General features: G+C 70.6%; 10 protein-coding genes and 1 tRNA gene. 5 read left to right on the plus strand and 6 right to left on the minus strand.

Going from position 1 to position 12,716, the window contains the following annotated elements:
- Positions 1–36: 36 nt before the first annotated feature.
- Positions 37–1,197 (plus strand): hypothetical protein, encoded by a 1,161-nt coding sequence (locus Q9S78_RS13400; protein ID WP_311870646.1) that lies wholly within the window; start codon positions 37–39, stop codon positions 1,195–1,197.
- A gap of 6 nt (positions 1,198–1,203) precedes the next feature.
- Here Q9S78_RS13400 and Q9S78_RS13405 read toward each other — a convergent pair whose 3' ends face one another.
- A complete protein-coding gene (locus tag Q9S78_RS13405) occupies positions 1,204–1,617 on the minus strand; it encodes a hypothetical protein (RefSeq protein ID WP_311870647.1) in 414 nt (137 codons plus the stop codon).
- Positions 1,618–1,735: 118 nt separating this feature from the next.
- Here Q9S78_RS13405 and Q9S78_RS13410 point away from each other — a divergent pair, with 118 nt between their 5' ends.
- Complete coding sequence (locus Q9S78_RS13410; RefSeq protein WP_311870724.1) at positions 1,736–2,758, plus strand: NADPH:quinone reductase; 1,023 nt, start codon at positions 1,736–1,738, stop codon at positions 2,756–2,758.
- Positions 2,759–2,841: 83 nt separating this feature from the next.
- Here the strand turns inward: Q9S78_RS13410 and Q9S78_RS13415 are convergent, their stop codons facing one another.
- The 3 genes from Q9S78_RS13415 to Q9S78_RS13425 form a co-directional block, all read right to left on the minus strand.
- Positions 2,842–8,079, minus strand: coding sequence for a rhamnogalacturonan lyase family protein (locus Q9S78_RS13415; RefSeq protein WP_311870649.1), 5,238 nt, complete (start codon positions 8,077–8,079; stop codon positions 2,842–2,844).
- 305 nt (positions 8,080–8,384) lie between these two features.
- A complete protein-coding gene (locus Q9S78_RS13420; RefSeq protein ID WP_311870651.1) occupies positions 8,385–9,608 on the minus strand; it encodes a sensor histidine kinase in 1,224 nt (407 codons plus the stop codon).
- Between the two features lie 138 nt (positions 9,609–9,746).
- Positions 9,747–9,820 (minus strand) — tRNA-Pro (locus Q9S78_RS13425).
- Between the two features lie 104 nt (positions 9,821–9,924).
- On the opposite strand from Q9S78_RS13425, the gene Q9S78_RS13430 reads away from it, so the two are divergent.
- The 3 genes from Q9S78_RS13430 to Q9S78_RS13440 are packed head-to-tail and all read left to right on the plus strand — an operon-like array spanning position 9,925 to position 11,400.
- On the plus strand, positions 9,925–10,503 hold the full coding sequence (locus tag Q9S78_RS13430) for a GNAT family N-acetyltransferase (protein WP_311870653.1): 579 nt from the start codon (positions 9,925–9,927) through the stop codon (positions 10,501–10,503).
- On the plus strand, positions 10,500–11,003 hold the full coding sequence (locus Q9S78_RS13435) for an O-acetyl-ADP-ribose deacetylase (RefSeq protein WP_311870655.1): 504 nt from the start codon (positions 10,500–10,502) through the stop codon (positions 11,001–11,003). Before Q9S78_RS13430 ends, Q9S78_RS13435 begins: the two co-directional genes overlap by 4 nt.
- Before the next feature lie 40 nt (positions 11,004–11,043).
- Complete coding sequence (locus Q9S78_RS13440) at positions 11,044–11,400, plus strand: Hsp15 family ribosome-associated heat shock protein (protein WP_311870657.1); 357 nt, start codon at positions 11,044–11,046, stop codon at positions 11,398–11,400.
- On the opposite strand, the gene Q9S78_RS13445 is transcribed toward Q9S78_RS13440, so the two are convergent.
- Together Q9S78_RS13445 and Q9S78_RS13450 are read right to left on the minus strand one after the other, a co-directional pair.
- Positions 11,386–11,790: a ribosomal maturation YjgA family protein gene (locus Q9S78_RS13445; RefSeq protein ID WP_311870659.1), complete on the minus strand. Its 405-nt coding sequence runs from the start codon at positions 11,788–11,790 to the stop codon at positions 11,386–11,388. The two genes, Q9S78_RS13440 and Q9S78_RS13445, sit on opposite strands and share 15 nt — an antisense overlap.
- Positions 11,787–12,683, minus strand: a complete 897-nt coding sequence (locus tag Q9S78_RS13450; RefSeq protein WP_311856234.1) for an NUDIX domain-containing protein — start codon at positions 12,681–12,683, stop codon at positions 11,787–11,789. The genes Q9S78_RS13445 and Q9S78_RS13450 overlap by 4 nt, the downstream gene beginning before the upstream one ends.
- Positions 12,684–12,716: the final 33 nt, after the last annotated feature.

Genomic DNA, 12,716 nt, shown 5'->3' on the forward strand with positions numbered 1-12,716 from the left:
CGGGCAGTTCGTCACCTGCCGATAGGCTCCCGGATCGTGCTTCGCCTGATCTTCTCCGCAGCTGTGGGCGCTCTCGTCGGCGGTGCCGTCGCCGCGGTGGTCGGTCCTCCCGGAGCCGGCATCTGGGTCCTCGCGGTCGCGCTGCCCATCGGCATCCTCAGCGTCGTCTTCCTACGGCTGGGTGCGTCGGGGCTCGCCTCGACATCGGTCTCTCAGGAGGATCTGACCCGCGCGCGGGCCGAGGATCGCCTGGGCGTGGCACGCATCGACGCCGTCCGTCAGACGGGAACGCAGATCAACGACCAGCCCGTGTGCGAGATCGACGTCACGGTGCAGCCGCGCCGGGGCGCCGCGTACGCCACCACCCTCCGCAGTGTCGTCCCGCTGATCGAGCTCGGAGCCCTCAGGCCCGACGCGACCCGGCCGGTCGCGATCCTGATCGAGGGCGGCCCCGAGTTCGGCTTCGTCGACGGCCAGGTCTCGCCGCAGGAGATCGACGGGCTCGTCGTCCCACCGCCGGGGTCGGTCCCGAAGATCTCCTGGCCGAAGGCGCAGCGCGTGGTGAACGGCGCGCGGCGCGGCCCGCTCCTCGGCATCGGTCCACGCGGGAGGGTGCTCCGCGGCATCCTCTTCGTCGTCATCGCGCTCGCCGTGGCGGCCGCCGTCGTCGCTCCATACGGCCGCGCCGTCGTGATGACCGCGCAGGCGGCGCAGGAGGGGCGCATCGGCGTGGACCTGCGGCGGCCCGACGAACTGGCCGTCGCGGTGCGGGCCCTCGAGGACGAGATCGGGCACGACCGGGTCAGCACCGTCCTCATCACGTCTGATTTCATCCGGGTCGAGGCACCCCTCACCCCGGGCAGGACCGAGACCGATGTGTGGATGTACCGGGGCGGTGTCGTCGATCACGAGGGCCCGGCGCCGTCACAGCCCGACCTCGCGGCCGAGCAGTTCTCCTGGAAGGACATCGCCCTCTCGACCGTGTGGGCGCTGATGGAGAAGGCGTCGGCGGAGTCGGGCATCCCCGTCGGCGACGCGAGCGCCGTCGTCTCGCGGGGCACCGACAGCGACATCGACAGCGAGACCTTCGGAGCGTCCGTCGAGAACCCCGAGATGTTCATCTCGCTCCGGACCGAATACAAGAGCGTCTCGTTCCGGGTGAACGCCGACGGATCGGGCGACGTCGTCGCCCAGTGACGCGCGTCAGGCCGCGGCGAGCTCCGTCGTCCCGCGGAGCGACCGCATCGCGTCCGCGCTGGGGAGATCGACGCGCAGACGGGTGGTCCCGGGACGGGGACCGGCCCCGTTGACGATCGCCGCGCCGCCCAGACCCGCCAGGGGGGCGGCGAGCGCGGCCGAGGCTGCCGCCGGCAGGTAGCCGACGACGCGTCCGTTCGAGTGGACGGAGATGTCCGCGGCGCGACGGGCGCGCCCGCGCCCCATCCGCAGCACGTACAGCCGATCGTCCCGGGTGCGGCGTTCGGGATCGTCGACGAGGTAGTAGGTCCGTTCGACGTCCACACGCGACGTCGGGAGGTCACGGAGGTCCGGGAGATCGTCGTGCGATCGCGTCCGGCCGATGAGAGCGTGACAGAGATGTTCGAGCCAGGTGGGCACGAGGCCCCCTTCCTGCACGCGGCATGAAACTCATGCCGCTGCATCGAGCCTCCCACAGCGCGCCTGGCAATCCCCCGGTCTCGGAATGCCCGCACGCTACGGTCGGTTCATGCTCCACATGAAGGCCATCGTCTACCGCACCCCGGGCGCCTCCGACGTCCTGTCCCTCGTCGAGCGAGGAATCGCCGACCCCGGCGCCGGAGAGGTGCGCGTGCGCATCGCCGTGTCGGGCGTGAACCCGACCGACTGGAAGTCCCGCGCCGGCGGCACGGCGCGCGCGACCTTCGCCGAGACCGTCCCGAACCAGGACGGCAGCGGGATCATCGACGCGCTCGGCGACGGTGTGGAGGGACTCGCCGTCGGCGACCGCGTGTGGGTGCACCTCGCGCAGCACCAGCGCCCCACGGGCACCGCGCAGGAGTACACGGTGGTGCCGGCATCCCGCGCCATCCGACTCCCCGAGGGCATCGACTTCGCGACCGCTGCGAGCCTCGGCGTTCCCGCCGTGACGGCGCACCGCGCCCTCACGGTCCACGAGGACGGGCCGGCTCGCCTGGCCCCCGGAGCGCTCACCGGACGCACCGTGCTCGTCGCGGGAGGCGCCGGCGCCGTCGGTCACGCCGCGATCCAGCTGGCCCGCTGGGCGGGCGCGACGGTCATCACCACCGTCAGCTCCGACGCGAAGGCGGCACTCGCGCGGGCGGCCGGCGCGCACCACATCATCGACTACACGCAGGGTGACCTCGTCGAGAACATCCGCGAGGTCGCGCCCGACGGCGTCGATCAGATCGTCGAGGTGTCGCTCGCCACGAACGCGGCGGTAGACGCGGAGGTCGCCGCCGGGCACGCGGTCGTCGCGTTCTACGCGGACGACAACGGCGACACCTTCAGCATGCCGATCCGTCCGACCTTCGCGAAGAACATCCGGGTCCAGGGCGTCCTGCTCTACACCGTCGGAGAACCTGCCCTCGATGCCGCCGTCGCCGACATCACGCGCGCACTCGAAGACGGCGCGCTGCCGGTGGGCGAAGACGCCGGGCTCCCACTGACCTGGTTCCCGCTCGAGCAGACCGCCGCCGCTCACGACGCGGTCGAAGCCGCCACGGTCGGCAAGGTGCTCATCCGCGTCGCGGAACTCTGAGTCCTCACAGACGCGATCGCCCGACAGTGGCGAAGGGATGCCGCAGGTCGCACCCCGCGTGAGGGCGACCCGCGGCATCCGTCTCAGCGGACGACGACCGTCAGCGGAGTCGAGCGGGTCGCGCCCGCCCCGTTGCGGTACTCCACGACGTACTCATATGTACCCGGGCCACGACCCGTCACCGCCGTGCGGGTGCGCTGCGCGTTCGGCGACGCCGCTTCGAGGCTCTGCTCGTCGATGATCTTGCCGTTCTCGTACAGCGCGTACGAGGTCGCGTTGGTCCCCCACCAGAGGTTCGAGGTGACCGTGTAAGCACTGTCGCGGTCGTGGTTGTCGTGCGAGAGCACGGGCATACCGGGAGCGGCATCCGTCACCGTGACGGTGATCGACGTCGTCTTCGTTGCTCCCGCCGCATTGACCAGCTCGCCCGTGTAGACATACGTGCCGTTCGAGCGGCCGGCGATGGGCACGGCGACCTGCTGCGCCCCCGGCGATTGGGGAGTCAGAAGGCGGGTGTCGAGGAGCTCGCCGTTCTCGTACAGCCGGAACACGGAGCCGTTGACGCCCCACCACAGGTTCATGGTGACCGTGAACGATCCGTCGCGGAGGCCAGTGCCCCAGCCGCTGTCGCTGCTGAGAGCCCCCCGACCGGGCGCCGCCGTCGCGCCCTCGTCGGCGAAGACCGTGAACCGGGACTCCGCCGTCGCGATGAGACCGTCGTGGTTGACGGCCCGCACGGTCAGCAGGTGCTCGCCCGCCTTGCCGGTGAGGTCGATGACGGCGTCGGCCGCGACCGGCTCCCCGTCCAGGGCGACGTCGAGGTTCCGCACGCCGGACTCGGGGTCCGCCGCCGTCACCGCAAGCGCGAGCTCGTCGCTGTCGGCCAGGAGCGCACCGTCCTTCGGCAGACCCGAGATCACCGGAGCGGACTCGTCGTCGCCGCCCGAGGGACCACCCGTCACCGCGATGCGCGGCATCGGAGCCGGCTCCATCCCGTCGCCGATGAAGAAGCTCGGGTGGGGCGGCTGGTTGTAGCCGGTGTTCTGCCAGGCGACCGCGACCCGGTACTGCATGTCGTGCATGAGCGTCGGGATGCGGATGTCGGTCTCGTCGCCGGTCGAGTAGATGCGCAGCTCCGACGAGTCCGCCGAGCGCCACACGATCTCCTCGCGCCAGTCGCCGAACAGGTCGGCCTGGAGGTTGGGCGTGCCTTTCGTGCCGTTGTTCGACCGGGCTCCGGCATCCGACAGGATCGTCTTCTGCTCCCCCGCCCCCCAATCCCACTTCGCGACGACCGGCGTGCCTTGAGAGGTCGCCGCATCCCACTCGTGGTCGACGATCTCGCGCAGCGGATCGCCGTCGAACCAGGCGAGGAAGTTCGCGGCCGGGATCGTGTCGCCGATGACCTCACCGTCCGCGGCGACGAGCGTGCCGGTCCGAGAGTCCCACGCGGCGTCACCGCCGACGGCCCAGCCCTCTGCGCCGGGATGCCGCGGGTCGATGTCTCCGACGGCGGCACGTCCGGTGTCGACGGTGGCGGGGATACTCCAGAGCACCTCGCCGGTCTTCGCGTCGCGGAACGTCGCCCCGCGGTTGCCGGACGCCGCCATATTCTCGTGAGCCGCGAAGGCTTCGAGTCCGGGTCGCGAGGGGTCGAAGTCACCGACGTGGAGGGCGTCGCCGTGGCCGAGTCCGGTCGAGTACAGCAGCTCCCCGTCGTCGTCGATCGCGGCCGAGCCGAAGATGATCTCGTCCTTCGCGTCACCGTCCACATCGGCGACCGACATGGAGTGGTTGCCCTGCCCGTAGAGGGCCTCCGCACCGTCCTCGTTCGAATCGGCGACCCAGCGCGTCGTCAGCTCCTCGCCGTCGAAGTCGACGGCCGCGACGACGGCACGCGTGTAGTACCCGCGGCTGAAGATCGCGCTCGGGTGCTCACCGTCGAGGTAGGCGACGGATGCGAGGAACCGGTCAACCCGGTTGCCGTACGTGTCGCCCCACGATCCGACGTCGCCGCGCTGCGGGATGTAGTCGATCGTGTCGACCGCCGCGCCCGTCAGCCCGTCGAAGACCGTCAGGAACTCCGGGCCCTGCAGGACGTACCCCGAGCTGTTGCGATGGTCTGCGCTCGCGTCGCCGATCACCCGTCCTGCCCCGTCGACCGTGCCGTCCGCGGTCCGTGTGATCAGCTCGGCACGGCCGTTGCCGTCGAAGTCGTAGACCATGAGGTCGGTGTAGTGGGCACCCGCTCGGACGTTCACGCCCAGGTCGATGCGCCAGAGACGTTCGCCGTCCAGCCGGTAGGCGTCGACGTAGACGTTGCCGGTGTAGCCGCCCTGCGAGTTGTCCTTCGCGTTCGACGGGTACCACTTCACGATGAGCTCGTACTGCCCGTCCCCGTCGACGTCGCCGACGGTGGTGTCGTTGGCCGAGTACGAGTAGGGCTGCCCGTCCTTCGTGTACGCGTCCGCCGGCTTCTGCAGGGGAAGCGCGCGGTATGCGGCGGTCTGCACTCCTACCGGCTCGGACTCGGTCGTCTCGACGGTCTCGTCGCCCGAGCCACTCAACCGGGTGACGAAGTACTCCGAGGCATCCGTCCCGTCGGTGTCGAGTAGGTTGGTCGAGGCGGTGATCGGCGTCGTCGTGATGCGCCGACCGTCACGGTAGACGTGGAAACCCGCGTCGGCAGGGTCCGTGCCCAGCAGTCGCCACGACACGAGCACGCCGCCATCGGTCCGGACCGCGGCGACGCCACGGTCCAGGTACTCCGCCTGACGCTGCAGCACCGTGGGCGCCGCCGTCTCGTACGGGTCGGATGCCGCACCGGCACCGCCCACACCGACCGGAACGACCGTGTAGAAGTACGGCACGGTGGTCAGCACGTCGTCGTCGACGAAACGCGGGACGTCGCTCGTTCCCACGAGCGCGCCGCGCTCCCCCTCGACCTCCGAGCGGAAGACGAGGAAGAAGACGCTGTCCTCCGCCGCGGTCCAGGCGAGCTCCACCTCGCGCGGGTCGATGCGGACGGCGTCGACATCCGTCGGCGAGCCGGGGGCAGCGACGTCCGGGTCGGTCAGACTCGTCTCGACCTTCGCCGACGGCACGGACTCGAGGCCCGTCCGGTCCACGGCGGTCACGTGATAGCTGTAGTCGAGTCCCACGCGCGCCGTGCGGTCGGTGTACGCCGGCTCGGTGCTGCTTCCCACGAGCGTCGGGACGGTGTCGAAGGCGGACGAGCGGTACACATTCCAGGTGAGACCGGATTCGGCATCCCACGCCAGGTCGATCTCGGGATCGGCCGGATCGGCTTCGACGCCCGTCACCGTCAGGCCCGTGGGGCCGAGGAGGATCGGCGTGATCTCGAGTCCGTTCAGACGCGTCCCGGCAGCGGCGCCGTAGGCCTCGATGTTCAGCTGGCCGTCGGTCACGAGGAAGGGCCCGCGGAGGACCGCCGCGACCGAGCCGCGGCCGGCGTTGCCCGTGCCCGCTTCCTTCCCTTCGATGCGGAAGCTCGTGCGGGTCGATCCGATCCAGTCGCCCGAGAACGTTTTGACCGAGTAGGTGCCGTTCGGCACGTCGAGGGCGAAGGTCGAGCTGTCGCCCGGGAGGACGAAGTCGCGGAGCAGGTCGTTCGATCCCTCGGCGGCTCCACGGTCTCGGCCCGCGTTGGCGGGGAGGGTGTTCGTGAAGCCGTACCCGCGGTCCTTCGTGTACGCGAGGTTGGGCGTGACCTCGGTGTACCCGGCGGCGAGGGGGTTGCCGGCGAGCTGGAAGTCGAACCGGTACGCGGCCTGCTTGGTGGTGAACTCCACCGGCGCCGACGGCTCGGATTCGCCGCGACCGTTGACCGCGACGACGCGATAGCGGACCGTCGCGCCCTCGTTCAGGCCCTGCACGATCGTCGTCGGCTGAGTCACGGTACCCACCAGGGTCCAGGCGTCCTCATCGGCCGCTTGACGGAACACCTTGTAGATGTCCGCGGTGGGCACGGCGTCCCACTTCAGGGTGGCGCCGGCGTTGCTGACGGCGCCGGCCACGAGCCTCTGCGGGGCTGCGGGGACCTCGGCCGGGGGCTCCGTGTCGGTGACCTCGTCGGCGAGCGGGATGTCGAGGGCGCTGACGCCCTGCGCGACCAGACGTGCCATCTGAATGGCGCCGTACTCCTGGAAGTGCGTGTCGTCGACCGTCCCGGCGGGCCGGTTGGGGAACACACCCGGGTCGACGTGCAGGAAGACGGCCTTCGCCGCTTCGGGACCGATCTCGTCGAGGTAGGCGCGGCTGGATGCCGAGAGGTCGACCAGCGGCACGTTCTCCTCGTCGGCGAGCTCGGTCATCTTCTCGACGTACTCGGGGAAGCTGACACGGAAGAGCCCCGTCTCGGGGTCGAAGTTCCGTCGGGAGACGGGAGTCACGAGCACCGGTGTCGCGCCGCGCTGGCGCGCACCCTCGACGTACGTGCGGAGGTACTCCTTGTAGTCGGCGGGCGAGGCGTACCGGTCGTCCACTCCCTGTGTCGCATCGTTGTGACCAAACTGCGCGAACAGGTAGTCGCCGGGGCGGATCGCGCGGAGCACCTCGTCGAGGCGGCCCTGTGTGAGGAAGTTCTTGGACGAGCGCCCGCCGATCGCGTGGTTCTTCACCGCGACGTCGTCCGTGAGGAAGCGGCTCAACATCTGGCCCCACCCCGCCTGCGGCGCGTACGCGGTCGCGTCGTAGGTCTGGACGGTCGAGTCGCCCGTCAGGTACGTCGTGGGGACGGCGCCCGCGGTGCGCTCGGGCAGCCGCGTGATGGTGAGTGCGTTGAGGGATGCCGCGCCGCCCGCGATCTGCAGCGTCAGGCGCCCGTCGACGAGAGCGATGGGGAACGCCATCTCGAGGTACTCGCCCGTCGGCTTCGCCGTGGGCTGCACCTTGGCCATCGACTCGGCTGTGATCGCGATGTCGGTCGCGCCCTCCGCGTCGCCGGCGACGAGCGAGACCGAGTAGTCACCCGGCGCGAGATCGACCTCGAAGGTACCGCCCTGCGCTGCGACGAAGTCGGACCGCACGGCGTCGTCGCCCCCGCGGTCGACATCCGGGGCCGCCGAGGCGGGCGGTGTGGAAAAGCCGTACCCCCACCCGGCATCGAACGCCGTTGCTGACGTCACGGCGAGCGAGCCGGATGCGACCGCGCCGGGCCCGAAGTCGAACGCGATGACGTCGCCGTCGGGAAGCGGTGCGGGGGCGTCGGCAGCGACGGCAGGTGCCGCAGCGATGATCGACGCAGTGAGCGCGGCCGCGGACGCGATGGCGAGCGCGGAGCGGGGATGGCGGATGGGCATGGGTCCTCCTGGACGGCGTCGACGAGAAGGCGCGCCGGATGACCCGCACCGGAGGGGCGCTGGACGATCCGACAACCTCGAGACATGGGGGCTTACGTCATGTCGTGAGCCCACGCACCACCATCATTGGAAAGCGCATTCCGGCTCAATGCGACCGATCCTGGCACGGCTGACAGAGCTTGCGCAAGGCATCCATCCGAAAGAATGAATCGTGTCAATGCGATGAGGTGGGGCGGCTCGTCCTCGCCGGTGGGCTGGCCTGTATCGCCCGTGACGCGGCGCCGGCCGGTGAGAAGCTGGGGCGATCAGGCGACGGCAGGGCCGGCGGCAGGCAACGAGAAAGTGAAGGTCGCGCCCTCCCCCTTCCGCCCATCCGCGTGGATGCCGCCGCCGTGGAGTTCGACGATGCGGGCGACGGAGGCGAGCCCGAGCCCCGTGCCCGGGAACTCCTCCGCGGAGTGCAGTCGGGTGAGCGGTTCGAAGATCCGGGACGCGTCGGACGGGTCGAAGCCGTCGCCGTCGTCCGTCAACTCCAACACGACCCGTTCGGGACCTGCGTCCACCTGCCGGAGGACGATGTGCGCCGACGGCTTCTTTCCGGTGTACTTCACGGCGTTGCCGAGGAGGTTCTCCAGCGCGAGGTGGACGAGCGCGGGATCCGCGCTCACGACGATGGCTTCGTCGACCCGGATGTCGAGGTCGCGACCGCGGTTCTGCGCGAGGAGTTCGTCCGCGATCCCCCGCGCGATCTCGCTGAGGTCGAGCCGCTCAGGCGCCGGCGGGGCGGCGGTGATGCGGTAGATCGACAGCATCCGCTCGATCTGCGCCGACATCCGCTCACCCGCTCGGACCACCGCGTGCGCGTAGGTGGCGCTGGTCTGATCGGTCGCATCGTCCGCGATGAGTTCGGCGAAGCCCATCATCGCCCCCAGGGGTCCGCGCAGGTCGTGTACGAGCGAGTGCATGGTCGCGTCGAGTTCGTCCGCCCGTGCGGCCATCTGATCGCGCTCCGCACTGCGCCGGCTGATCGCGCCGCGGAGCTCGAGATTTTCCAGGGTGACCGCCGCGGTGTTCGCGAGCACTTCGAGCTGGCGCACGTGCTCGGGGTCGGGCACGTGCCGCTCGGCCCAGTACGCCCCGATCGCGCCGATCGGATCGGACGAGCGCACCGGTGCCATGCACATGCTCGCCACGAACGTCGGCCGGTAAGCGTCGATCGGCACGCGCTCGTCGTCGTAGATGTCGGGGATGATGACCGTTTCGCGGTGCAACATCGACCACCCGCTCACGCAGGCCGTCAACGGGAATCGGCTGCCCTTCCACAAACGTCCGATGGCGTCCTCATCGACGTAGAAGCACTGATCGTCCTCGCGCAGGACGAAGGTCGCGCCGTCGGCACCCGTCAGTTCACGCACGGCATGGGCGACGATGGAGGTCACCTCCAGCAACCCGGTCGCCGTCGAGAGCGCATCCACCGTGCGTGCGAGGACATCGGGGGCAGCGACCGGTTCAGCTGGCTTCCCGCCCATGTCGACCTCAATGCAACTCGAAGAAGCGGATGTCTGGGGCTCCGAGAAGAAGCCTCCCCCAGGGTACTGCGTGCCGACGGGCAGCGGCGAGAAAGCAGAAGGCCGGAATCCGCGTGGATTCCGGCCTTTCTCCAACCGTCGGGATGACAGGATTTGAACCTGCGACCCCTTGACCCCCAGTCAAGTGCGCTACCAAGCTGCGCCACATCCCGGTCCGTTGCCCTCGCGGACAACTCCACTATCCTAACCGGTCCGGAGGCCCCTCGCGAACCGCCACGGGGTTCCGCGTGTCCGATGCCGCCACTAACCTGCCCGCATGAGCCAGATCTCGATCGAACCGGCCCGTGCCGATCGCTTCACCGACGCGGAACGCGCGCTGACCGGGGGTGGCGATGGCGCCGACTGCTGGTGCCAGTGGTGGATGCTCGCGCCGAAGGACTTCGAGGCGACCAGCGTCGACGAACGGCGTGAGCGACTGCGTCAGGACCTCTCGGCTCCGGTCCCGTCGGCGCTGATCGCGTACGTCGACGGCGACGCCGCCGGCTGGGTCAAGGTCTCCCCCCGCCCCGATCAACCCCGCCTCGCGCGTACCCGCAACATCCAGACGTCACCGGAGCCGATGGACGATCGGACCGTCTGGGCGATCACCTGCTTCGTCGTCCGTAAAGAGCACCGATCCCAGGGCATTGCAAGCCGCCTCTTGGATGCCGCCGTCGACCACGCCCGCGCGAACGGCGCACGCGTCGTCGAGGGGTACCCGCTCGACACCGACGTGAAGCGGTTCTCGACGAACGACCTCTACCACGGCACCCTCTCGAGCTTCCTCGCCGCCGGCTTCACCGAGACCGCGCGCCCCGGCGCGGCCCGCCCGATCGTCGCGAAGGATCTGTCATGAGCCGCGTCACCGTCGTCCGCGGCGACATCACCCGTCAGAAGGTCGACGCGGTCGTCAACGCCGCCAACCGCGCCATGCGCGGCGGCGGGGGCGTCGACGGGGCCATCCACCGCGCCGGCGGACCCGAGATCCTCGCCGACTGCATCGCCCGATTCCCGCACGGCCTCGTTACCGGGGATGCCGGGTGGACGACCGCGGGGAACCTCGCCGCGCGTTGGGTCATCCACGTCGTCGGACCGAACCATACGGCCGGCGAACGCGACCGCGGCCTCCTCACCTCCTGCTACCGTCGTGCCCTCGAGGTCGCTGACGACCTCGGCGCGACGACCGTCGCGTTCCCGCTCATCAGCGCCGGGATCTACGGCTGGCCACTCGACGACGCGGTCGACGCCGCCGTCGCAACGCTCACCGAGACGCCGTCTGCGGTGACCGAGGCGCGCATCGTCGCTTTCGACGACGCCATGTTCACCCGCGTCGAACGGCGACTCGCGGCATCCTGACCCGTCCTACGATGGACCCACCGGACGGGAGGAGGATCACATGGCGGATGCCGTGCGTGTCGACTCCTGGCTGTGGGCCGTCCGCGTCTACAAGACCCGATCGGCTGCGACCACCGCGTGCCGCGCCGGGCACGTCCGGGTCAACGGCGACAAGGCGAAAGCCGCCCAGCAGGTCAAGCCGGGAGACGAGCTGCGGGTGCGGATCGCCGGATTCGACCGCATCCTCGTCGTGCGCCAGACGCTCACCAAGCGTGTCGGCGCTCCGCTGGCCGCCGTCGCCGCCGAGGATCGCACGCCCGAGCGCGAACCGGTCCCACTGGTCGCCGTCCGCGACCGTGGCGCCGGGCGGCCCACCAAGCGCGAACGCCGCGACATCGAACGGCTACGCGGCCGCTGACACCCCCGCACGGCGCCACCCGACCGCGCGGCGGACCGCGGCATCCGTCACGGCGAGCACGAGACCCGTCACCGCATAGACCAGCAGGTCGCGGGCGTCGAAGACGGTCCCGAATACGAGGACGATGGGCGGCCACTCCCCCGCCCACGCGACCGGGAGCCCCGTGAGCTGGAACAGTTCGACGCCGACCGACCAGGCGACCACGATCGCGCCGATCAGCCACGACGACGCCCGAGGGAACAGCGCCACGAGCCCGCCCCACACCGCGACGACGTAGAGCGCATCACCGGCGATGTCGGATGCCGCAGTGTCCGCCGCCCCGAGATGCACGGCGAGTCCGCAGATCACCGCCGCCAGAGCGACGGCGATGCCGAGAAGCCGTCGCTTCACACCCGATCCCGGAGCCAGGACGCCCCACGGACCTCGGCTCCCACCGCGACCGCCCGCTCGCCGAGCGCGCGGTCGCTGGTCACGAGCAGGACCCGCTCTCCGTCGCCGACGCGCCGTCGCGCCTCGGCGACGAGCGTGTCGTCACCCGCGGCATCCGCTCGCACCACCTCGACGGAGTCGGACGGGTCCGCGGCGGCGCGCGCCTCGCCCTCGAGTACAGCGACGACGTGGGGGTACCACGTGTCGCCGGGGAGCGACAGCTCGGAGGCCGCCACGCCCAGGCGCGACAGACCCTGAAGCCGCTCGAGCAATCTCGATGCGGCACCGGCGCGGTCGCGCCACCACCCGTCGGGAACGGATCCGACGACGTTCGCGGCATCGACGAGCACGGTGGGGCGGACGGTAAGCAGCGCGCGCAACGGCTCCCAGGAGTCCGCGAAGCCGGGGTGCAGGGGCAGCGCATCGACCTCGTCGAGCGGTACCCACTCGAGGGCGTAGCTCTCGGGGTCGGCGATCACCGGCTCGAACGGGTCGACGACATCGGCGACGAGGGTCGTGTACGTCCAGACCTCGAGATCGAGCACGCTCGTGAACCGCGGTCGGAGAGCTGCGGCGGGGACGCCCGCTTCCTCCTGCGATTCGCGGATCGCGGCATCCGTTGCGCTCTCGCCTTCGTGCCGCGCACCTCCCGGGATCCCCCACGTGCCGCCGTGGTGACTCCACGAGACGCGGTGCTGCAGCAGGACCCCGCGCGCGGGGTCGTGCGCCAGCAAGCCTGCGGCACCGAATCGGCCCCAGTACCGATCGCCGGCATCGGTCACCACCCAGGCATCGCCCGGATCGCGAGGACCGGAGGGGCGCGGCGGCCCGCTCGACGGTTCCTCGATCCTCATGCGATCAGCCTCTCACGCGCTCGGCGGCGAGGC

The organism is Microbacterium aquilitoris, from assembly GCF_031932285.1.
Lineage (GTDB): Bacteria > Actinomycetota > Actinomycetes > Actinomycetales > Microbacteriaceae > Microbacterium > Microbacterium aquilitoris.